Annotated in this window: 21 protein-coding genes and 3 riboswitches; of the genes, 13 read left to right on the forward strand and 8 right to left on the reverse strand. The window is 45.3% G+C overall.

From position 1 onward, the window contains the following. Positions 1-132: 132 nt before the first annotated feature. Positions 133-2,421: a 5-methyltetrahydropteroyltriglutamate--homocysteine S-methyltransferase gene (metE, locus tag BTA31_RS08550; RefSeq protein ID WP_076790807.1), complete on the reverse strand. Its 2,289-nt coding sequence runs from the start codon at positions 2,419-2,421 to the stop codon at positions 133-135. Between the two features lie 149 nt (positions 2,422-2,570). Continuing rightward, a riboswitch (cobalamin riboswitch) is annotated at positions 2,571-2,759 on the reverse strand. A gap of 131 nt (positions 2,760-2,890) precedes the next feature. Then, positions 2,891-3,844, reverse strand: a complete 954-nt coding sequence (locus BTA31_RS08555) for a S8 family peptidase (RefSeq protein ID WP_043925356.1) — start codon at positions 3,842-3,844, stop codon at positions 2,891-2,893. A gap of 292 nt (positions 3,845-4,136) precedes the next feature. On the opposite strand from BTA31_RS08555, the gene BTA31_RS22740 reads away from it, so the two are divergent. From BTA31_RS22740 to BTA31_RS08570, 3 genes are all read left to right on the forward strand, one after another. Then, positions 4,137-4,292 (forward strand): transcriptional regulator SplA domain-containing protein, encoded by a 156-nt coding sequence (locus tag BTA31_RS22740; RefSeq protein ID WP_003181012.1) that lies wholly within the window; start codon positions 4,137-4,139, stop codon positions 4,290-4,292. Between the two features lie 140 nt (positions 4,293-4,432). After that, a riboswitch (M-box (ykoK) riboswitch) is annotated at positions 4,433-4,597 on the forward strand. A 247-nt stretch (positions 4,598-4,844) separates the two neighbouring features. Continuing rightward, complete coding sequence (gene mgtE / locus BTA31_RS08565) at positions 4,845-6,200, forward strand: magnesium transporter (protein WP_043925357.1); 1,356 nt, start codon at positions 4,845-4,847, stop codon at positions 6,198-6,200. Between the two features lie 88 nt (positions 6,201-6,288). Beyond that, the gene (locus tag BTA31_RS08570) at positions 6,289-6,696 is read left to right on the forward strand and encodes a hypothetical protein (protein WP_076790811.1); all 408 of its coding nucleotides are present in this window, start codon (positions 6,289-6,291) and stop codon (positions 6,694-6,696) included. Positions 6,697-6,728: 32 nt separating this feature from the next. Here the strand turns inward: BTA31_RS08570 and BTA31_RS08575 are convergent, their stop codons facing one another. Then, a complete protein-coding gene (locus BTA31_RS08575) occupies positions 6,729-7,061 on the reverse strand; it encodes a MerR family transcriptional regulator (protein ID WP_020451114.1) in 333 nt (110 codons plus the stop codon). A gap of 191 nt (positions 7,062-7,252) precedes the next feature. Here BTA31_RS08575 and BTA31_RS22535 point away from each other — a divergent pair, with 191 nt between their 5' ends. The 3 genes from BTA31_RS22535 (at position 7,253) to BTA31_RS08585 (ending at position 8,330) form a co-directional block, all read left to right on the forward strand. Then, positions 7,253-7,408, forward strand: a complete 156-nt coding sequence (locus tag BTA31_RS22535) for a hypothetical protein (protein ID WP_094777415.1) — start codon at positions 7,253-7,255, stop codon at positions 7,406-7,408. Between the two features lie 106 nt (positions 7,409-7,514). Continuing rightward, a complete protein-coding gene (locus tag BTA31_RS08580; RefSeq protein ID WP_076790814.1) occupies positions 7,515-7,694 on the forward strand; it encodes a stress protein in 180 nt (59 codons plus the stop codon). Positions 7,695-7,868: 174 nt separating this feature from the next. Further along, positions 7,869-8,330 (forward strand): MarR family winged helix-turn-helix transcriptional regulator, encoded by a 462-nt coding sequence (locus BTA31_RS08585; protein ID WP_020451117.1) that lies wholly within the window; start codon positions 7,869-7,871, stop codon positions 8,328-8,330. 5 nt (positions 8,331-8,335) lie between these two features. Here the strand turns inward: BTA31_RS08585 and BTA31_RS08590 are convergent, their stop codons facing one another. The 3 genes from BTA31_RS08590 to BTA31_RS08600 form a co-directional block, all read right to left on the reverse strand. After that, positions 8,336-10,186, reverse strand: coding sequence for a DNA ligase D (locus BTA31_RS08590; RefSeq protein WP_076790818.1), 1,851 nt, complete (start codon positions 10,184-10,186; stop codon positions 8,336-8,338). Between the two features lie 3 nt (positions 10,187-10,189). Beyond that, positions 10,190-11,065: a non-homologous end joining protein Ku gene (ku, locus tag BTA31_RS08595; RefSeq protein ID WP_076790822.1), complete on the reverse strand. Its 876-nt coding sequence runs from the start codon at positions 11,063-11,065 to the stop codon at positions 10,190-10,192. Positions 11,066-11,211: 146 nt separating this feature from the next. After that, positions 11,212-12,864, reverse strand: a complete 1,653-nt coding sequence (locus BTA31_RS08600) for a diguanylate cyclase domain-containing protein (protein WP_076790825.1) — start codon at positions 12,862-12,864, stop codon at positions 11,212-11,214. 286 nt (positions 12,865-13,150) lie between these two features. Between BTA31_RS08600 and BTA31_RS08605 the strand changes: the two genes are divergently transcribed. The 4 genes from BTA31_RS08605 (at position 13,151) to BTA31_RS08620 (ending at position 16,949) form a co-directional block, all read left to right on the forward strand. Continuing rightward, a complete protein-coding gene (locus tag BTA31_RS08605; protein WP_043925362.1) occupies positions 13,151-13,792 on the forward strand; it encodes a DedA family protein in 642 nt (213 codons plus the stop codon). A 48-nt stretch (positions 13,793-13,840) separates the two neighbouring features. Next, positions 13,841-14,010: riboswitch (yybP-ykoY riboswitch) on the forward strand. A gap of 50 nt (positions 14,011-14,060) precedes the next feature. After that, positions 14,061-14,828, forward strand: coding sequence for a TerC family protein (locus tag BTA31_RS08610; protein ID WP_043925363.1), 768 nt, complete (start codon positions 14,061-14,063; stop codon positions 14,826-14,828). 283 nt (positions 14,829-15,111) lie between these two features. After that, the gene (gene sigI / locus BTA31_RS08615; protein ID WP_043925364.1) at positions 15,112-15,867 is read left to right on the forward strand and encodes an RNA polymerase sigma factor SigI; all 756 of its coding nucleotides are present in this window, start codon (positions 15,112-15,114) and stop codon (positions 15,865-15,867) included. Continuing rightward, positions 15,864-16,949, forward strand: a complete 1,086-nt coding sequence (locus BTA31_RS08620; RefSeq protein WP_076790829.1) for an anti-sigma factor domain-containing protein — start codon at positions 15,864-15,866, stop codon at positions 16,947-16,949. The genes sigI and BTA31_RS08620 overlap by 4 nt, the downstream gene beginning before the upstream one ends. A gap of 12 nt (positions 16,950-16,961) precedes the next feature. On the opposite strand, the gene BTA31_RS08625 is transcribed toward BTA31_RS08620, so the two are convergent. Next, positions 16,962-17,159 (reverse strand): alpha/beta-type small acid-soluble spore protein, encoded by a 198-nt coding sequence (locus tag BTA31_RS08625; protein WP_043925366.1) that lies wholly within the window; start codon positions 17,157-17,159, stop codon positions 16,962-16,964. Between the two features lie 133 nt (positions 17,160-17,292). Beyond that, positions 17,293-18,012, reverse strand: coding sequence for a DUF1836 domain-containing protein (locus tag BTA31_RS08630; RefSeq protein ID WP_076790831.1), 720 nt, complete (start codon positions 18,010-18,012; stop codon positions 17,293-17,295). Between the two features lie 141 nt (positions 18,013-18,153). Between BTA31_RS08630 and htpX the strand changes: the two genes are divergently transcribed. The 3 genes from htpX to BTA31_RS08645 all read left to right on the forward strand — a co-directional run bounded on the left by htpX (position 18,154) and on the right by BTA31_RS08645 (position 22,657). Further along, positions 18,154-19,047, forward strand: coding sequence for a protease HtpX (gene htpX, locus BTA31_RS08635; RefSeq protein WP_043925368.1), 894 nt, complete (start codon positions 18,154-18,156; stop codon positions 19,045-19,047). Between the two features lie 147 nt (positions 19,048-19,194). Next, positions 19,195-20,544 (forward strand): TrkH family potassium uptake protein, encoded by a 1,350-nt coding sequence (locus tag BTA31_RS08640; RefSeq protein ID WP_076790834.1) that lies wholly within the window; start codon positions 19,195-19,197, stop codon positions 20,542-20,544. A 112-nt stretch (positions 20,545-20,656) separates the two neighbouring features. Continuing rightward, positions 20,657-22,657, forward strand: coding sequence for a penicillin-binding transpeptidase domain-containing protein (locus tag BTA31_RS08645; protein ID WP_076790837.1), 2,001 nt, complete (start codon positions 20,657-20,659; stop codon positions 22,655-22,657). Positions 22,658-22,685: the final 28 nt, after the last annotated feature.

A 22,685-nucleotide genomic window follows, 5' to 3' on the forward strand; every position in this document is an offset into this window, starting at 1 on the left:
TGAATCAAAAGTCTTAATGTTTTTTGGGCGGACATACCTTGTATAACGGTTCTTTTGGCCTAAAAAGGACTGAAGCCATGAAAAGAGCCGCCCGTGTGAACAGGCGGCGTTTGTGGTGAATTTTTTGTGAAATTATACAGTCTGAGCCAGTTTGCCTCTTGCTTGTTTGGCTGCTTCAACCATATTCTTAAGCGCTGCGATCGTTTCTTCAGGCTGTCTCGTTTTTAAACCGCAGTCAGGGTTGACCCAGAAGCGATCAGCCGGGCAGACTTTCAGCGCGTCTTCTATGATCGTGAGCATTTCATCGCTGGAAGGGACGCGAGGGCTGTGAATATCATATACGCCAAGCCCGAGACCTTTCAGGTAAGGGTGCTGTTCCAGATAATCAAGGAATCCGCCGTGGCTTCTGCTGTGCTCGATCGTGATAACGTCTGCGTCAAGATCTTCGATCGCGTCTACGATATCTTCAAAGTTGCTGTAGCACATATGCGTATGGATCTGCGTCGTATCTTCCACGGATGAAGTGGACAGTCTGAACGCTTCGGCAGCCCATTTGAGATACTCGTTCCAATCCCGTTCTTTAAGCGGCAGGCCTTCTCTCAAGGCCGGTTCATCGACCTGGATGATTTGAATGCCTGCTTTTTCAAGCGCCTCAACCTCTTTGCGGAGGGCACAGGCGATTTGGAAGGCAATCTCTTTTCTCGGCAGGTCATAGCGGGCAAAGGACCAGTTTAAAATGGTAACAGGCCCTGTCAGCATGCCCTTGACTTTCTTCGAGGTCAAGGATTGGGCATAAACTGTTTCTTTTACCGTCATCGGCTCTTTAAACTCGACATCTCCGTAGATGACCGGCGGCCGGACGCAGCGGGAACCGTATGACTGAACCCAAGCGTATTTGGTAAAGGCGAATCCTCCAAGCTTTTCGCCAAAATACTCAACCATGTCGGTCCGTTCGAATTCTCCGTGAACGAGAACGTCAAGTCCGAGATCTTCCTGAATGTCAATCCATTTCTTTGTTTCTGTCTGAATAAATGCTTCATACTGCTCGTCGGACCATTCTTTTTTCCGCCATTTTTGCCGTGCGCTCCGCACTTCCGCCGTCTGCGGGAAGCTGCCGATCGTTGTTGTCGGCAATAGGGGAAGTCCGAGAGATTCATTTTGGATCCGCAGTCTTTCTTCAAAAGCTGTCGGGCGTTTAAAGTCTTCCTCAGTCAGCTTGTTCCTTTCTTCGGCAAAGGCCGAATTTGTCGCTGCACCGTACTGTTTGAGAGCTTGAAGGTGTCCGTGAGCTTCATCGATTTCCGCTTGGATGGCCGCTTTTCCGGAAACAAGTCCGTTTTTCAGCAGTGTAAGCTCCAGAAGCTTTTCTTTTGCAAAAGATAAACCGTTCAGGAGATCATCGGCAAGATGTTCGCCCGGGTGTTTTGCGACAGGGACGTGAAGCAGGCTGTTTGAAGGCTGAATCCAGACTTCGTCAACGCCCGCTCTCTGGATCAGCTCATGCGTCAGGTCCAGGCGCTCTTCGAGATTGGCTTTCCAAATGTTGCGTCCGTCTAAAATGCCGGCGGCAAGGACTTTGTCTTTAGGAAAACCGTGCGCTTTTAGATGTTCGAAGTTTTTCCCTTTATCATGAACAAAATCAAGACCGATTCCGGCGACAGGAAATGATATCAGCTCTTCATAAGCATCAACCGAGTCAAAATAGGTTTGCAGAAGGATATTCAGTCCAGGGACTTCCTCTGTGATCGTCTGATAGATTTCTTTGACAGCAGCCGCTTCTTCAGGTGAAGCCGTCACAAGAGCAGGCTCGTCGATTTGCACCCATTTAACGCCTTCCTGCTCAAGCTCTTTCAGAACCTGGATGTAAAGAGGTGTCATTTGGTTATAAATATCTTTGATATCTTGTTGTTCATAGCCTTTTGCAAGGGCTACGAAAGTGTAAAGCCCGAGTATGACGGGCTTCGTTTCTGTTCCCAATGCTGCTTTTGCTCTTTGGTAATCTTCAAGCGGTTTGTTTCTTGTCACGCGGTATTGTGCGCCTTTTTCATATTCAGGCACAATATAATGGTAGTTTGTGTTAAACCATTTTGTCATTTCACACGATACAGCATCTTTCGTGCCTCTCGCCATTGCGAAATAAGTATCTAACGGATCATTTACATCCTTGAATCTTTTTGGAATCCAGTTGAACATCACCGCCGTGTCAAGAACATGGTCGTACAGGGTAAAGTCGGAAACCGGTATGATATCGATTTGCTGATCAAGCTGAGTCTGGAGCGCTGCTAAAAATTGATCGTCGATTTCTTTTAAAAAGGTCTCACGGTCAGTGTTTCCTTTCCAATAAGCCTCAAGCGATTTTTTCCATTCTCTGTTCAAGCCGATTCTTGGAAATCCCAAGCTGCTCGTTTTTACATTAGTCATTTCTGGTCTCCTCCTTTTAGTGTTCAATAAAAAAGACACTCACACTTCGGACAATGAGAAGGTGAATGCCTGAAAACAGCATGTTGCGAACGAGAAATAAACGTAGCGATTGTTACGTCAACTCGAACACCTCCTATCGACCGTAGGTTGATGGTGCGTCAGAACAGGCAGGTCTCCTGGCTCATGAATCGACGGTTATTTCCCCCTTCCCGTATAGAAACAGTGGGTTTTATGAAATAACCTCCTCATTCACAGTGGCGGGACCGCGTTGGATTTTCACCAAACTTCCCTTTTAAAATCTAACCTCGTTAGATTACCATGTTCCCGGCGATGAAATTGTTTAGTAGATTATATACCGCCACGATCTTTTAGTCAAAATAATTTTTGAATTCTTGCAATTAAAAAGATTCGGCCTTATCCTCGGCCATGAAAAAGGCCGCCGACATTGTCGGCAGCCTCCTTTAGACTGTTAAAGGGAAAGAAGTTTTGCTTCGCCGGCTTTTTCCGCCAGTACTTCCGGCGCTGACAAATATAAGAATCCGTTGCCGATCAGCGCTTTTGAGTAATCAAGAGGAAGGGTGCGGCGGATTAACTGAGCATACAGTTCGGGTTCTGTCAGCTTCCGTTTAAACGCCTCTTCTTCAGCTGACTTGATGAGAGCGAGCGCGCCGCTGACGTGCGGTGTAGCCATCGATGTTCCCGTCAGCTTTCCGTATTGATGATCAGGCAATGTAGAGAGGATTTCTTCTCCAGGTGCAACGAGGTCAATTTCTTTGTTCGCGTTTGAGAATTCGGAAGACTCCCGCGTCAAAGATACGGACCCGACAGCGATGACTTCGTTGTATGCAGCCGGGTATGAGTATTCCTCTGTACGGTCATTGCCGTCGCCTTCGTTTCCTGCGGCGCAGACGACGAGCACTCCGCTTTTCACGGCGTTTGTCACCGCTTCTTTCAATTCCGGAACGTCGGCAGGTCCGCCGAGCGACATTGAAATGATATCGGCTTTTTGCTCGACGGCGTAGTTAATCCCGTTGATAATCCATTCATAATCCCCGCTGCCGTCTTCACCGCCGAGTACCTTGACGATCAATAGGTTCGCTTCGGGTGCAACGCCGGAGATGCCTCCGTTTTGATCGTTTGCGGCAATCGTACCCGCCACATGGGTGCCATGTCCATTATAATCACGAAATTGATCTTCTTTTCCGTTGTCATCATTAGTAAAGTTTCTGCCTCCGATGATTCGGTCTGCCAAATCTGGATGGGTTGCGTCACAGCCTGTATCAAGCACTGCGACAGTGATATCTTTTCCTTTAAAACCTTGTGACCACAGCTCCGGTGCCTTAATCGCATCGATTCCTTCCGGCAGTTCGTTCACGTCCATCAGCTTTGTGTCAGTGACATAAGGAATTAATCGCATTTGCATTTCAAAGCCCTCCTTGTTATATGCTGCTTTAGATGGGTTACAAGGTGCGTGATTCTATTGTAAAACATTCACTTTGTTAAAAAAAGGTTCATTTGTATGAATTTTATGAAAAGTTAAAAAATATAGATAATAGAGGATAAAAGTCGAATAGCTGCGAACAATGCTGGAATTGTAAGCAAAAAGACCTGTGAAAGCGGTGAAAGGGCGAGAGAATCACTAGATATATGAGATTTCGCTTCATCATATTATCCCGGCAAAAGGATATCCTATTAAAAAAAGGAGTTGATACAGGGTGAAAGAACAAGAAGACGAAAAAAGAGACGAATTATCAATCGAGCAGGCGGAGTTTGTGCCACATCCAAAATATGAAGGAGAATACGCGCTTTTACTGCACGAAAACTATCACCTGCTGTCAAAGGACGACCTTGAACAGGAAAGCGAAAAATAAGAACGGAGCTCGGCACCTCGGCGAAAGAGCTGGTTTAATTTTGACGAAAAAGGGAATCAACACATAATAGAGAGCATGAAAGTTGCTTTTCTTATTGACAGTTATCCTTTTTTTCTGTAATCTCATTGTGTCCGGTAAATACAGCTCTTCGTTAGGTGAGGCTCCTGTATGGAGATACGCTGCTGCCCAAAAATGTCCAAAGACGCCAATGGGTCAACAGAAATCATCGATCTAAGGTGATTTTTAATGCAGCTGGCATGCTGCCTATGCCATACAGTGCTAAAGCTCTACGATGGAAGGCGTTAGGGTTTTATTTTGTATGGCTTTTAACACCTTCATTTCGATGAATAGGTGTTTTTTTATTTTTTGAGGAAAGTGAACTTTCCGTATTAATCAAGGAGGTGGAAGTATGGATTCTCCCCATTCGAGGCGGTTTAAACATACGAGAAATATTTTACAGCAGCACACATTGATTAATGAGGAGATCCTTATACTTCACCCCTTTTGCTATGGTGATATAAGGATCTCCTGAAAAGGGAGGTACAGATTGCCATGGTCAAAAACATGACATATGATGAACTGATTTTACGGATTATTATTTTGCTGAGAGACGGAAAACGAAAAGAGTTTCAAAGCGTTTTAGAAGAACTGCAGCCTTATGATATGGCGATTCTGTTTAAGGAAATGCCCGAAAAGCACCGCGGCCGGTATCTGTCTTTTTTAACGGTAGAAGACATTACCGATCTCATGGGCGAACTTGACAGAGAAGAGCAGCTTGTCGTTCTGAACAAGGTCGGCAAAGAAAAGGCGATCCATGTGATGAATAAAATGGACAACGACGACCTTGCCGCGCTCTTCGAGGAAATGGATCCCGAGCTGAAAGACCAGCTTCTTTCCAGCATGGAAGCGGAAGAATCTGAAGCGGTCCGCGTTCTGATGAACTACCCGCCTGAAACAGCGGGAAGAATCATGACAAACCGCTATGTCTGGATTCCACAGCATTACACGGTAAAAGAAGCGGTCGTCAAGCTGAAAAGCTTTGCGGAAATCGCAGAGTCCATCAACTATTTATACGTTATCAATGAACAAAAACAGCTTGTCGGAGTTATCTCATACCGGGATCTTATTTTGGCAGAACCCGATGAGAAGGTTCAGGAATTAATGTTTACAAGGGTCATATCGGCGGACGCTCTTCAAGATCAGGAAGAAGTCGCAAGGCTTATCGAGCGGTACGACTTTCTGGCGATTCCCGTAGTAGAAAAAAACCATGAGCTTGTCGGGATCGTAACGGTCGATGACATTATTGACATCGTCATCCAGGAAGCGAATGAAGACTACGAAAAATTTGCTGCATCAGGTAAAGCGATCACGTTTGATACAAAATCGTATGTCGCTGCATATCGACGTCTGCCGTGGCTGATTTTGCTTCTGTTCATCGGTTTGATCTCAGGAAGCATCATGAGCTATTTTGAAGACACGCTGCAGCAGGTTGTCGCATTGGCTTTTTTTATGCCGATGATCGCAGGAATGACGGGTAACACCGGAACACAGTCCCTCGCTGTCGTCATCAGAGGGCTGTCAAAAGAAGAGCTCAATAAAAAAACGATTTTCCGCTTGATTTTCCGGGAGCTCAGGGCCGGCATTATTATCGGCCTTGTGTGTGCGGTCGTGATTACAGGAATCGCGATTGTGTGGCAGGGGAATCTGCTGCTCGGATTTGTAGTAGGGACTTCGCTCTTTGCCACTCTGATCATCGGAACGATGGCGGGAACGATCGTCCCGATCATCCTTCACAAGTGCAATGTCGACCCTGCAATTGCATCGGGTCCGCTGATCACAACATTAAATGACATTTTGTCACTGTTGATCTACTTCGGTATTGCAACTGCATTCATTCATTCGCTGTAAGCAGCAGCCCTCCTTTTTTGGAGGGTTTTTTGCTTGCCAGAATCCGTAAAAGCCTTTATATTTTAGGCAGAGATCAGGGGGGATTGGTATGAGAAAGATTGCAGCTGTGCTGATTTGTTTAGCCGTTGCAATGATTGTTGCCGGTTGTCAGAATGAAGATGAAGGAAAAGACAGGCGGCTCGCCGCAGTTGAGGATATGCTTGAGGCGATATTGGACGATGATTTATCAAAGATGAAGCGGTTGTACGTGGAAGGCGCAAACCCTTCTCCGGAAACAATCCTGAAAGACAAACAGAAATGGGGAATTTCCGGGCTTGATGCTGCTGATTTTCAAATTTCTGAAGCGAGCATCCATGTGTTTCATGCCGCTTACAAGATGGAAAATACCGGTCAGCCCGGAACGATCGCGTTTCGGATACGCAATGATCCGGATAAAGGCGTTATGATTGATTTCATTGGATACATAAAGGAAACGAAAAAGCAGGAAATCAGGTGACGAATCATCCGGAGAGAATGATTCGTTTTTTTTTAGCGGTTTTTGTATTTAAAATGAGCGTTAAGCTGTCCTTCGAGCATTTTCTTTCTGAGCTGCTGGTCATTTTTCAGCCTCTGTTCTTTTTTGCGCATATCTTTGAGGATTTCAGCCGTCTGAACACCGTCTTCCCGCTTGTTTGCGATTTCCATCAGCCGTTCGACGTCAGCGAAGGAATATTTGCGCGTGCCTCTTGAAGAGCGCTGCGGATAGATCAGCTTGCGTTCTTCGTAATAGCGGATCTGCCTGACCGACAGACCCGTCAGCTCGCTGACAATGCCAATTGAAATCACTTTTTTATCTTTATAAGAAAGATCTTCGACTGTCATTTTCCCACCCCTAAGATGACTTTTTTTGTATTATATAAGAAAACGCGCGAAAAAACCTGACGTTTGTCAGAAAATCTAACATTGTTAAAAAACTTTTTAAAAAACCACGGAAGAAAAGTTTACAGGAACCATGCAAGGGGTAAAAGTGTTTTGTATGCTGTAGGTACAGACTGATGAGGGGGAATCGTTGGATGAAGGAACACAAAGCAGTCTCACTCGCCAAAGAAATCGTTGCTTTAGACAATAAGAGAGACGAATTGCTCGAGACATTAATGAAGCTTGCCGGCAAGGATGCATTTCCGCTGCTGAGGGCGGTGCAGAACGGCTTTTATCAAAAGTCCTCTTAAATCTGAAAGGGGGAGTGAGAGAAAACTTTACACGGCCTTAAAGCTTGGTTAATAAATAAGGTCTATTCTTATAGTATACAATACGCGAAAATGAAAGGAGAAGATCATGAGCAGATTGTTAAAAAACGCTTTGGAAAAGGAAAGAAACCACTATTTAAAAAAACTGAGCTCACTCGGTGAGTATAATCAGGATGTTTTGCAGAGGATGACGATTACGGAGCTCAGAAATGAATATTTTTATTTTTTCCGGAAAAATAAAGCCCGTTTTCAAAATCGGCCATTTTGAAAAAAACGGGCTTCTTTTTAATATCTTAAAAAAAATAAGCAGGAGTTTTCTTTCGGATAACGAAAATATATACGTATAGAATATGGGAAAAGCATGGCCCTTTCTTTTTCTACATTTGTAAGGGTTTTCATTTCCCGGGTTCATTTTAAGAAAATAGTATAAGAGGTAGATGATATGAGACTTTCGTTTAATGAGGAAGAAGTTCACCGTGCTATGTCGCTGTACAAGGTTTTTGCCAGGGCTTTTAAAAGCGTTTCAGAACATAGTATTCGGGACAGCAAGGAACACGGCTTTAATCCTACAGAATTTGCTGTATTGGAGCTTTTGTATACGAGGGGAGCCCAAAAGCTGCAGCAAATCGGCTCGAGGCTGCTCCTTGTAAGCGGGAACGTAACCTATGTGATCGACAAACTGGAAAAAAACGGTTTCATCAAACGAGAGCAGGACCCGAAAGATAAACGGTCTGTCTATGCGAATTTGACGGAGAAGGGAAAGGCATATCTCGATGAGATTTATCCGATCCACTCCCTGAGAATTGCGCGGGCATTTTCAGGCCTGACAAAAGAAGAGCAGGAGCAGCTGATGGCCCTTCTGAAAAAAGCCGGAATCCACAGCCAGCACCTATTGTTTCGCTGAAAAAGTCAGTTTTCCGAACGGTCATTTTCTTTTAAGTGATCGAGAATAGCTTTGATCTGTTTGTCTTGGGGCTGTCTGAAGAAGCTTTCGAAAGGGCATCCGAGTTCCTTTGTGCGTTTGACGACAGCCTCCATCGTAAAATTAGAGGGTGACAAGTCTGGATGGACTTCATCCCAAAACAGCGGTGCGGCTACTGTGCCAAGCTCATTGCCTCTTGTGGAATACGGGCAGATGATCGTTTTTCCCGGAGCATGCTGCACATAGTCAATGTAGAGTTTTCCGCCCCTGTTTTTAATCAGGCGTTCGGTTGTGAACAAATCGGGAAAAAGCGAAACGCAATAAGAAGCCGCAAAGCTTGTGAAAAGGCGGGTGTCTTCATAAGTAAAGGCGTTTTTTGAAATCGGAATATAGATTTGTATCCCTTTATTTCCCGACAACTTTGGAAAAGATGAGAGGCCGAGCTGATCAAATAAACGGTGCAGCTCTTCCGCGGCTCTGACGGCCAGCGGAAACTCCGACTTTGAAGGCGGATCGAGATCGAAGACGATTTCGGTCGGATGGGCCGTATCCGCCGTTTGAAAAGGGATATGGAACTCCAGCGCAAGCTGGTTGGCAAGCCACAGCAGAACCGAATAATCGCTGCAGATGATATGCTCGTGCTCATCATCCCGAATGGACGTGATAAATTCGGGTGCGTAGTCGGGCTTGTTTTTTTGAAAAAAAGATTCTCCGCCGGAACCGTGCGGATAACGGATAACGGTAAGGGCCCGATTGTCGAGAAACGGAAGCAGAAAATCGCCGATTTCATTCAGATATCCGATGTAATCCGCTTTTGTTTTATTGCTTTCAGGAAAGATGACTTTATCAAGGCTTGTCAGCTGCAAATCGGGATGGACGTTTCTTGAATGAAGCAGCAGCAGCTTGTAAGTACAATCTTCCCATGCCATGTCAAATTCAAAGGAAACAAACGACACCTCGCGCAATGTCCCGTAATGAATCGTTAAATAATGGACCGTCATGCAAATCGACGGATCAATGGTATATTCGCCGGGCTTTGTTTCGGTTCCGTATTGCTTGACGATCGAAAGAATGGCGTTTCTTTCCTGTTCTCCGAGTCCGTGGGAAACCGAACCGACTTCTTTGATTTGACCGCGGTCACAGACGGCGATTGTCAAATAACGGTTCGCCATGTTATAGCCTGTCATAAATACAGCAGCTTTTTTGTAGTTTTTGAGTTTGAGCCATTCGGCCGATTTTTTATTTTCAGCCCAGCGGCTGTCTTTCTTCTTCGCGACAATCCCCTCGCCGTCAAACCTTTTAACAGCATTCCAAAGAGCGTGGAAATCAGAAGTGTCAGGGATGTATTGAATTCGTGCATGAGCCATCGGATCGGGAGCCATCGGCAAACCGAGCTCTTTCATCAGGTCGGAAAGCATGCGTTTTCGTTCGGTATAGGGAAGCGAGGTTAAACTTTCTCCTTTAAAGACCAGTAAATCAAAAGCCAAGTACTGGCACGGTTTCTTCGCGGCAGCTTGTTCAATCAACTCGGCCTTTTTGCTTAGCCCCCTTTTTTGGACGTATTCAAACCGGGAACGAAAACGGTTTGTCAACGACACAATTTCCCCGTCAATCGTGATCGGCAAGTGTTCTTTGAGATTTTCGATCATGCTTTTTGCAAATTCCGCAATTTCCGGAAATGTGTTTTCGAGCAGTTGTGAGTTTCTGCTGATGAGCGAAACTTCGCCGGACCGCGAAATCTTTAAAAGTCCCCGATACCCGTCATATTTGGCTTCATACCGCCAATTGCCGCCTGAGGGAGCGGATGTAGTCAATACGGGCTGCATCGTGATTCCCATTTTTTATTTTGCCTCTGAAGCTTTTTTGCGCGACGTTTTTTTCTTTTTCTCACCGGCTCCTTTTGCAACAGGCGCTTTTGCTGCTGCTTCCTTGTCAGGCGCTTTTGTCCGTTCGATGCTGGCTTGGAGAGCGCTCACGAGATCAATGACATCCTCGCGCGGAGCGGCGGCCCCGGCATTTGGTGTGACACCTTCATTATGGTCGATTTTCTCTTTGATTTTATCCATCAGCGCGAGTCTGTACGTATCTTCATATTGTTCAGGTGCAAATGTCGTCGTCAGCTCGTCTATTAGTGAAATTGCGGTTTGCAGCTCTTTTTTGTTGACTGCGGTTTCTTCCGGAACACCGGGTACGTGGGCTGCGTTTCGGACTTCATCAGGGTAGTGGATGGACTCCATTAAAATGCAGTTTTCGTAGACGCGAAGAATGGCGAGCTGTTTTTTTGAGCGGATGGTCATATGGGCGATCCCGATCTTTTCTGTTTTTCTGAGCGCTTCGCGCAATAGTGAGTACGCTTTTACACCGTTATCTCCCGGTCCGACGAAATATGAACGGTTGAAATAGATGGGATCGATTTCCTTTAGCTGCACAAAATCAACAATTTCGACGGCCTTGTCTTCCTGCTCTTCTTTGAGCTGTTTCAGCTCATCGTCCGATAAGACGACGTATTTGCCTTTAACATATTCGTATCCTTTGACGATGTCGTCGGGCGCGATTTCCTGATGGCAGTTTGTGCACTTTTTTTCATACTGTATCGGGGCGCGGCATTCTTTATGAAGCGACCTTAATTTAATATCCTTATCCTCTGTCGCTGCAAACAGTTTAATGGGGATATTGACAAGGCCGAAGCTGATTGAGCCTTTCCACATCGTATGCATCGGTTCGGTTCAACTCCTTTTCTTTTATTGATGCCTCTCTGCAGATTATTTCATGAATAGCAACTTATGGATAACAGAGCGAAAAAAAGCATCCGGCTTCAGCCCGGATGCTTGTGGCGGTACAATGATTTGCTTGGAGGAAGCGCTTAGTTCAGCTCGGTTTCCTCCTGCAAAGACGGTCTGTTCTTTCTGACGAGAGAAGACGAAAAGTACCGATATCTGCTTTTGCTTTTGTGCTTTGCGGCGTACATGGCCATGTCGGCTTTTCTCATCAGCTCATCGCCGTCTGTTCCATCGGCCGGAGAAACGGCGATTCCGATGCTGACGGATGTTTTGAGGCGGTGCTCTTTAATGTGGAAAGGCGTTTCAAACTGACTGATCAATTGCCTTGTCAGCTGATCTGTCCCTTGTAAAGGAGCGACAATGATAAATTCATCACCGCCTAGCCGGGCGATGAAGCCTTTATCGGGCACACAGTGCGCCAAACGCTGTGCTGCCGCCACCAGCAGCAGGTCCCCGACGTCGTGGCCAAGGGCGTCATTAAACACTTTGAAACGGTTTAAATCCAAAAACAACACGGCCGTCCCCGTTTCCTGCCGCTTTAGAACATTTGCCAGATGGTCGATTGCATACCGTCTGTTTGGCAAATCTGTCAACGCGTCATAGTGGGCCATTCTATGGATTTTACGTTCTGCTTCACGCTGGTTTGTCATATCTTTGCAAATGACATAAATGCTGTCGAGCTGCTTTCTGACGTAAACCGGTATCAACGTCACATTTAAATCAAAACGCTTTTCAGCTGTCGCGATTTCCGTATCGCGGTTGATGGCCTGTTCTTTATTTTGGACTTGAAGAAACCAGCCGAGCAGTCTGTCATGGTCCTTCTGCCGAAAAACGGAAGACAGGCGCTCAGGCTCAATTCCCATTTTTTCAAGAAGGCTGTATCCCGATGAATTGGCGGAAAGCATCTTGCCTTCAAGCGAAAAAACGTAGATTGGATCAATGTTATGGTTGATCAAGGACTGGAACCGTTCCTCATTATCTTTGACTTTTTCGATATGAAGCAGCAGACGCTTGTCAGTGAAGGCGCCGAAAATCAAGAAGCATTGAAGCATCAGGCTGACAAGCACGATCATAATGCCCAGTTCAACGGTATCGATTCCTTCATGGCCTGTGTCACGGCCGTCAGCCATGAAAAGCGTAGCTGCTGCCATTCCCGTATAGTGCATGCCGGAAATCGCGCCGCCCATTAAAAGTGCGCTTCCGATTTTAATGAATAATATCCGAAAGGAGCCGGTTTTTTTGGCGAATACAACTGACAGTTTTAAGGCAGCGAAGGAGGCAAAAATGGCGATTGCAAAAGAGGCGGCATAAAGAACGGGATGATAGACGATTTTCATATTTTCCATCGCCTCCATCCCGATAAAATGCATGGATGCAATCGCGCTTCCCATTGCAAGGGAGCCGGCCGCCAGTCTTACATTCGTCGGTTTTTTCCCATTCACAACATAAAATGAAATGAGCGAGCCTGCGAAAGCGGCAACAATCGAAAACAAGACGAATCTCAAATCGTATTTCATTTCTTCGGCTGTCTGAAATGAGACCATCCCGATAAAGTGCATAGACCAGATGCCAAGCCCCATCGTGAGGGAGCCAGCCAAAAGCCAACCTGTATTTTTCCTGCCGTTTGTATGTACGACCCGTTCAGATAAATCAAGGGCTGTGTAAGCTGCCAAAACCGCAGTGATATAGGATAATAAGACGAACCATCCATTATATTCACCAAAAACTTCTGTCACTTTCTTCTCCGCCTTTTTGTACTTATGATGAAAAGTCTAAATTTCTATACTGTATTGAAAGGCTAGACTGCCGTACTCTTATCCGTTGACATAAAAAAAGCGGCAATAGCGCTAAATTCGGTATAATTCGTGAATTATACTATATATAATGAAATTCGCCAATAAAAAATGATATCCTCCTGTTCTTTTTAAAGGACTTCCCATTTTGCTCATCAATTTTCCCGAATTGTGTTAAAATCATTTTTGTACGTTCTTTAGAACTTGAAATTATCAATCGTCAAAGGTTGTGGTCGATATCGAAGAGTTTATCTTATCAATGGCTGAGGCGTTTAAAAGCCTCTCGTATTTAGGGATTTTTCTGGCGTTGTGTATCGAATTCGTGCCGGCTGAAATCGTTCTTCCGCTTGCCGGATACTGGGTGTATCAAGGCGATATGTCGCTGATTGGGGTCGTTGCAGCGGGTTCACTGGGCGGTGTTGCAGGCCCGCTGACGCTTTACTGGCTCGGGAGGTACGGGGGACGGCCGTTTTTGGAGCGCTACGGCAAATATTTCTTCATCAAGCCTGAAGCACTTGAAAAATCGGACAGGTTTTTTGAAAAGCACGGCGGGTTTGTCGCATTCAGCGGCCGTTTTATACCGGGAGTCAGAACGCTGATTTCCATTCCGTGCGGACTCGCTAAAATGAATGTGTGGGTATTTTGTATTTATACATTCCTTGCGATCACGCCGATTACGTTCGTCTATGTCTATTTAGGCTTTTACCTCGGCGAAAACTGGAGCAAGGTCGGCAGCTTATTGGACGGATACCTTCTGCCGGTCGGCATCGGATTCATCGTTTTGTTCGTTCTTTACCTTTGGGTGAAAGGCAGACGGAACAAAATCAAATCGCAAAGCGTTTCAGCCTTTTTTAATAAAAATAAGGATTGACAGCCGTGCGCATATGAGGTTAATATTATCTTATAATTCAATATTTTCTTTTATCCCAAAGGGGAGTAGCGTCCGGATGTTAAACCGGAAACAAAGTCGTCAGTTCATGGATGTTCATCCATCGGCTTTGTTGGCATGTTTTAATCAATAACCATGTCTAGCAAGACCTTTGCCTAATGTTGGCAGAGGTCTTTTTTGTTTTCTGAAAATACCCTGCTGCATTAGCGGGAATAAGAGAAAGAGACAATCACTTAGGAGGAATTATAAAATGGATGCAGCATTATTACTTGAATATGGTTGGGTTCTTCTCATCCTAGTCGGGCTGGAAGGCATTTTGGCCGCGGACAATGCACTCGTCATGGCGGTCATGGTTAAACACTTGCCTGAAAAAGACAGAAAAAAAGCGCTCTTCTACGGGTTGGCCGGCGCGTTTGTGATGAGGTTCGGCGCTTTGTTTGCGATCTCTTTCCTTGTCAACGTCTGGCAGGTACAGGCGATCGGCGCCGTCTATCTGCTTTACATCTCCGTTCACCATATTTTGAAAACCCATGTTTTCAAAAAGGACGAAAAGGTGAAAGAGACGAAGCAAAGCGGTTTTTGGCCGACGGTTATCAAAGTTGAGCTGGCAGACATCGCGTTTGCCGTCGACTCGATTTTGGCGGCGGTTGCGCTGGCTGTCACACTTCCGGTAACGAACCTGCCGCAAATCGGCGGACTTGACGGCGGACAGTTCATGGTGATTTTAGCCGGCGGGATTATCGGACTGATTATTATGCGCTTTGCTGCAAGTCAATTTGTGAACTTGTTAAAGAAACGTCCGAGCCTGGAAACGGCTGCTTTTCTGATTGTCGGCTGGGTTGGTGTAAAACTGACGCTCTATACGCTCGCACACCCGCAAATCAACATCGTCTCTGAACATTTTATTCATTCAGGTACTTGGAAGTTCATCTTCTGGGCGGTGCTGATCGCCATTGCGCTCGGGGGATGGTTTATGACAAATCCGAACAAACACGAGAATAAAGCTGCAGAGGAGTAAACAGCCTTCGCCAGACTGCCGGGTCTTACCGGCAGTCTTTTTTGTTTGCCCGCACGGGGAAGATTGCCCTAGATCAACCGAAATAAGATTTCATTTTATTAACAGGCATGTTACAAAAACGGCGGGAAAACCCCCTTAATCGTCAAACAGATCACGAATTGTTCTAGGAGATCAAACAAATGACTGTCACAATTGAAAAATTAGAAATGAATACCGCGTTTTCTCCTTTGCGAATCCCTATCAAATTAGCTATCATTAATGAGTAGTATAGGGAGGAACTGAGGTGAAACCAGTGCTTAGCCTTTTGTTTAAGACAGGAAAAAAGAAACAATCATTAGAAGAGTCTGTAATAAGCATACAAAAAGGAAATCAGCAGTTGCAAAACGAGCTTATCAATCAGTATAAGCCTTTTGTGGCTAAAACGGTTTCATCCGTGTGCAAACGATATATAGATGAAAAAGATGATGAATTCAGCATCGGCTTGATTGCATTCAATGAAGCCATTGAAAAATATTCTTCAGATAAAGGAAATTCTCTGCTGGCATTTGCAGAGCTGATCATTAAGCGCAAAGTCATTGATTATATCAGAAAAGAAGCGAGAAATGCCCAGAACATCAATATGGACATGCAAGAAGGAGAAGAACAGGAATCCTCGCAAAGCATGATTGAAGCGGAGCTTTCCATTCATGAGTTCAACCGCATGCTCGAACAGGAGCAAAGGCGGGAGGAGATTCTCCATTTTAAAGAAAGGCTTAAAAGTTTTGGCCTGTCTTTTTCCGATTTGCTGGAGCATTCCCCGAAACATACGGATGCAAGGCAAAACGCCATCAAAGTGGCATATACGCTTGTCGAACATGAAGAATTAAAAAAGATCTTGTTTGAAAAGAAGCAGCTTCCCGTCAAACAGCTTGAGAAGCTGGTGGCAGTCAGCAGAAAAACCGTAGAGAGAAACCGCAAATATATCATTGCTATGGCGATCATTATAACGGGCGATTATGTTTACCTTAAAGATTATCTAAAAGGGGTGCTCAATTCATGAGAAGAGGAATTATTGTAGAAAAAAATAAAAAATTCGTCACATTGCTAACCCCTGACGGACAATTTTTAAAAGCAAAGAGCACAGAGGAAGATTATGAAATCGGTCAGGAAATTGCTTTTCCCGCTGAGACGAGAATGTCGAGAAGGCGTGCGGGCTTTTTTGACCTGCTTGCGCTCCGTCCGCTGAAAGCCGGCGTTTTTTCAATCGCGGCGATCATGCTGCTCGCTTTCATGATCATCCCTGATGTTTTAAACAATAAAGCATACGCCTACATGACGATCGATATCAACCCAAGCTTTGAATTGACGCTCAACAAAAACTGTGAAGTTATCGATTTGGTGCCGCTGAACGAGGATGGGAAGGACTTAATGGATAGTATAAAAAATTGGGAAAAGTCTGACTTTAAAGAAGTGATCAGTGAAATTGTCGAAGACAGCGATAAGAGCGGTTTTGTCACGGAATCTAAAGAAGTGCTTATCGCCACAGTATACGAAAACAATGAAGATGACACGTATAAGGCGACAGTAAAAAGTGAAATCGATGATGTAGCGAAAAAATACGAGCAGCAGAATTATAAGATGGAAGCGGTGGAATCAGACCTTGACACCCGTGCAAAAGCCCAAAAAGAAGGGATTTCAACAGGCCGTTATATCCGCTCCCACAAAGATGAATTAGAAGACAAAAACAAAGATGATGACAATAATGATAAGAAAGATGATCAACATCAGGAAGAAGACACAGGAGAAAAAGAGAAAGCTGTGAAAGAAGAAGATCAGCCGGAACAACATACGGATGATGAAGAATCAGATACGGAAGATCATCCGGACGACGAAAAACCTTCAGATCAAGATCAATCTGATCAAGAAATGGAAAAAGAAAAGGAGTCAAATTCCCCTAATACCCAAAACCCTCAGGAACATAACCATAATGACAAAGACGGTCAGCAGACGGAGGAAGGAACGCCGAAAAGCGGTTCCGGTTCAAATCAAGAGAGCTCTAAAACACCTCCTTACCAAAAGGAGAAAAAGCCTTCTGACCAAACGAATAAACAAGAATATCCGCCGAGCGGTCCCGGCGAATAATCCAAAGGATATTTATTTGTCAGTATGCCCATTCAATTGAGCTTGTGCCTGCTGTACAAGTCGTTTTGTCATTTCCCCGCCTACAGACCCGTTTGACCGAGCAACCGAGTCCGACCCGAGCTGGACGCCGAACTCTTGGGCGATTTCGTATTTGAACTGGTCTAAAACCTGCTCTGCCCCTGGAACGAGGAGCTTATTCGTTCTTGCCATGTATTCTCAACTCCTTTTTCAATTGGTACTGCTTGTTTAGTTTGAATTGGGCTGAGGCTTTTTATGCTGGCAATTGTTGAAGGTGCAAAAAAACGCCTGGCTGCCAATAGCCAGGCGCGCCGGTCAGCGGCGATTATTTCATATCATATTTTAAGAAGACGCTGTCAATCATGGAATGGGCGGTCGCCTGGATGTGCGAAGCGATGACGGACAGCACTGTGACCGCGGTGATGTCTCTCGCTTTGTTCCATTCGGGATCGGCCAGATCTTTGTAAAAATCGCGGAGCTGGCCAGTCTGCTTGATGACGATTTTTTCGAGCGCCGATTTATTGAGCGTATAGTCTTTGATCTGGTACACATGATCAAGAACCCGCGCATACCCTTCATAAAAGCGGAGCGGACTCACTACATCATCGGAGCGGTCTGTAATCGTATTAAAAACCGTTGTTAAGATCGGACGGATCGTTTCGAAGTCATAAACCGATTTTAAGTCTCGTACAATGAGAAGGATGACGGCTTGGTCGATGGAATATTTTTTGCCGAGTTCCGGATGTCCCATCAAATCTTTTATATCGCGTTTGATCCAGTTTTGGATGGCTGTCGATTTTAAAGATGTCAGTTCGCACAAATTTCCAAGTTCAACAATTTCATTTGTGGAAAGTCCGTGTTCCGTTTTTTGTTTTTTCCGTTCGTACCGGGCAATGAATTCGGGGATGTCCAAATTGTCTTCCGGCTCATCAGGCGCTATATCGGCCGATCTCAAAAGAATCGCAAGCGGACTGACATCCAGCTGCCCTTTTAAAGCGTACATCAGTTTGGCCATTTCCAGGCGAGTCAGTTTAAAAGGTTTCATCATTCCACCTCATTATGTATTAAAATGAAATAGCAAACAATATAAAGATAATCTTACGTCTTATCACTTGCATTTTCAATTCTATGCCGTATAATTTTATTATACGAGTTCATTTGATCTTATTATAACATGGAGGTAATCATGGGAAAAAGAATCTTTCTCTTTCTTTTATCGAACATTTTAGTCATTACGACGATCGGTATCGTGCTGTCCATTATCGGTTCGCTGACAGGCGTAGGCACGTATTTCACAGCTGACGGCGGCATCAATATTGTTGCGCTTCTCGTATTCAGTGCTGTTGTTGGTTTTGTCGGTTCCTTTATGTCGCTGTTGATGTCAAGATGGATGGCGAAAATGGCGATGGGCGTTCAGGTGCTGAATCCTGATAAGCAAACGCTCAGCTATGAAGAACAGCAGCTCGTTGACCGGGTATATAAGCTGTCCCGCGCTGCCGGACTGACAAAGATGCCTGAAGTCGGCATCTACAATTCACGCGAAGTGAATGCCTTTGCGACCGGGCCGTCTAAAAACCGCTCGCTTGTCGCTGTATCGACGGGCCTTCTTCAGGAAATGGATGACGACGCAGTGGAAGGCGTACTTGCCCACGAAGTGGCGCATATCGCAAACGGCGATATGGTGACGATGACGCTCCTCCAGGGGATCGTCAACACGTTCGTTGTTTTCTTTGCCCGGATTGCGGCATGGGCTGTTTCACGCGTTGTCCGTGAAGAGCTGGCGCCGATCGTTCACTTCATCGCGGTCATCGTCTTCCAAATTGTGTTCTCCATTCTCGGAAGCCTTGTCGTGTTTGCATACTCCCGCCACCGTGAATACCATGCGGATAGAGGAGGAGCAGACCTTGCAGGCAAGGACAAGATGATTCACGCGCTCCGCTCGCTTGAGCAGTACACTTCTAGAGTCAAAGAAGAGCAGGCATCTGTTGCAACTTTAAAAATCAACGGGAAAAAGCACACATCGCTTTTCTCAACACACCCTGATTTAAGCGACAGAATCCGCCGTCTGGAAGCAAAATAATAAATTAAGCGAACCCCCTTTTTCAAGGGGGTTTGTTTTTTATATTTAAAAATCGAAAAGCGGCTGTACATAATAGCATGTTTCCTTTAAAATGGAACACGTTATACACAAGAAGCAACTTTTGAATATTAAAAAGAAGGAACGATTATGAAGGTTTTATTGAGAAAACTACTGCGCGTGCTGTCTCCTGTACAGCTGATCGCGCTCTATTATTTTTTGGCGGTATCGGTTTCCGTTATTTTATTGAGTCTGCCTGTTGCACACAAGAATGATGTGGAATGGTCATTTATCGATGCCCTTTTTACTGCGGTGAGCGCAGTGAGTGTAACCGGTTTGACGGTTGTTGATACAGCTGAGACATTCAGCACGGCCGGAATCTGGATTTTGGCGTTTGTTCTGCAATTTGGCGGGATCGGTGTGATGGCGCTGGGAACATTCGTCTGGCTGATTTTCGGCAAGCGGATCGGCTTGAAAGAGCGCCGGCTGATTATGACCGATCAAAATCAATCCAACTTATCGGGCCTTGTCAAGCTGATGAAGCACGTGCTCGGCTTGATCTTGCTGATCGAGCTGTTTGGCGGGCTGATTCTCGGAACTTATTTCTTAAAGTACTTTGAGACACCTGGAGAAGCCTTTATGCACGGATTTTTTACAAGCATCAGTGCAACGACCAACGGAGGTTTCGACATTACAGGCAACTCGCTGATTCCGTTTCAGCATGATTATTTCGTTCAGTTTATCGTGATTATGCTGATCATTCTTGGAGCGATCGGCTTTCCGGTTCTCATCGAAGTGAAGGATTTTCTGCTCAGCAAAGAGCGCAAATTCTCTTTCAGTCTGTTTACCAAATTGACATCAGTCACTTTTTTCCTTTTAGTGATTGGAGGTGCGATCGGCATATTTGCCATGGAAGCGCGCTTTGCTTTTTCAGGGAAGTCGTGGCACGAGGTATTATTCTTTTCGCTGTTCCAGTCGACGACGACCAGGAGCGGCGGACTCGCAACAATCGACATCAGCCAATTCACACATACGACTGTTTTATTCATGTGCATGCTCATGTTTATCGGCGCTTCGCCAAGCTCTGTCGGAGGGGGCATCCGGACAACGACCTTTGCTTTAAACCTGTTGGCGCTGTTCCACTTCGCGAGGGGAAATAAATCGGTGAAGGTTTTCAAACGTGAACTGCACCAGGCGGATTTAATGAAATCATTGATTGTGACGCTGATGGCGGTTATTCTCGTTTTCGGCTCGACACTTATTTTGACAGTGACGGAAGAGCATTCTTTGCTTGAACTGCTGTTTGAAGTGTGTTCGGCCTTCGGTACGACCGGCTTGTCGATGGGTATCACCCCAGATTTGAGCACGATTGGCAAAAGCGTCATCATCCTTCTGATGTTCATCGGCCGAATCGGCATTGTCACGCTGCTCTATTTATTCGGCAGAAAAGAAATCGAAGCGAATTACCATTATCCAAAGGAAAGAATTATTATCGGATAAGAAAGACAGTTTAGTTAAACTGTCTTTTTTTATGATCATAAAGTCGGTCGCTGTATTTATTTGTATGATATAATGCTTAAATGGCGGACTTGAAAAAAAGGGGGAAGCAACGATGAAAATGAGAGTCATCCATTTGTTTATAGCCGCCGGATTTCTATTGCTCGCCGGAGCCTGTTCTAACGAGCCGACAGCAAAAGAAAGCATGGATCAATATGTAGACAAATGGAACGAGCAAAAATTTGAAGAAATGTATGAACAGCTGTCGGCTGAAGCGCAAAAATCGATTTCAAAAGACGATTTCATCAAACGCAATCAATCCATTTATGAACAGATCGGAGTTTCCGATTTGAAGGTTTCAACTGTCGACAATGATGAAGATGAAAAAAATAAAGAGAAAAAAGATGCGGTGACAATACCGTATAAAGTCAGCATGAATACATTGGCCGGCCCCATTTCTTTTGAAGGCAAGGCAAAGCTTGTCAAAGAAAAAAAAGACGGAGACACTTCATGGAAAGTCAACTGGAACCCATCCTTTATTTTTTCACAGCTGAAGGAAGGGGAGACCATCCGGATTACCGCCAAGGAGCCAGCGAGAGGCATCATTTATGACAGAAACGGAAAGGCGCTCGCTACGAACGCGACAGTCCCTGAAATCGGCGTCGTTCCGGGGCAGTTCGGAGATAATAAAGACGGTGTCATCAAAAAGCTCTCGAACATGCTGGATATGGAAAAAGAAGACATTGAAAAACAGCTGTCCGCAAGCTGGGTGACGGACGATTCATTCGTTCCCCTGAAAAAAGTGAAGCCTGGTAGTACCGAGCTTCTCAAGAAAGCGACTTCTCTCCCCGGGGTTTTGAAACAGGATACGCAATCAAGATACTATCCTTACGGTGAAAAAGCTGCACATCTTACCGGTTACATACGGCCGATTACCGAGGAGGAATTAAAACAGAATAAAGAAGGCTACAGCGAGCATTCACTGCTCGGAATCGTCGGTCTCGAACATATTTATGAAAAAGAGCTTAGAGGAGAAATCGGCTGGACGATTTCGATTCCTGAATCAGGCGCGACGGTTGCCTCAAAGGATGCAAAAGACGGAAAAGACATCCACACCACGATCGACATGAACAAACAGGAAGAACTGTACAACCAGTTAAAAGATGATTCCGGCGCTGCCGTTGCGTTAGAGCCGCAGACTGGAGAAACGTTGGCGCTTGTCAGCGCGCCTTCATACGATCCGAACGGGTTTTTGTTCGGCTGGAAAAAAGGAGAATGGGAAAAACTCAACAAAGATGCGGCTGCGCCATTCACCTCAAAATTTAATAAAACCTATGCTCCGGGTTCAACGATCAAACCGATCACGGCTTCAATCGGTCTGAAAAATGATGCGATCAAAGCTGATGAACCTAAGAAGATCGAAGGGAAGGAATGGCAGAAAGATTCGTCATGGGGCGGATATAAAGTCACACGGGTTTCCGATCGATTAAGCGATGTCAACCTGGAAAATGCGCTGATCACCTCTGACAACATTTATTTCGCGCAGACTGCCCTTGACACAGGTAAGGATCAATTTGTCGAAGGCCTGAAATCATTCGGCTTTGAGGAAAAGCTTGATTATGAATTCCCGACGAAGTCTTCCTCCATATCAAACGAAGGAATCGACTCGGATATTCTCCTTGCCGATTCAGGATACGGACAGGGGCAAATGCTGATGTCGCCGATACACCTCGCGGCAAGCTATACACCTTTCTTGAACGACGGTAATCTGATCAAGCCGTACCTGATCAAAAAGGACGGCGGAGAGAAAGAAATATGGCATAAAAACGTCCTGCCTACAGGCGGAGCAGAAGCCATTACAAAAGGGTTAAAAGGCGTTGTGGAAGACCCGCGCGGCTCGGCTTACAAGCCGGTTGTCAAAGGGCTCACGATCGCAGGGAAAACGGGAACGGCCGAACTGAAAACGAAAAAAGACGAAAAAGGCAAAGAAAACGGCTGGTTCACTGCCTATGATTATAAAAACAAAAACCTTTTAATCACGATGATGATCGAGGATGTTTCAGGACGCGGCGGCAGCTCATACGTCGTCAATAAAGTGAAAAAAGTATTTAAATAAGCACCCCTTCAGGGTGCTTATTTTTTTC

Source organism: Bacillus haynesii (assembly GCF_001969855.1).
GTDB lineage: Bacteria > Bacillota > Bacilli > Bacillales > Bacillaceae > Bacillus > Bacillus haynesii.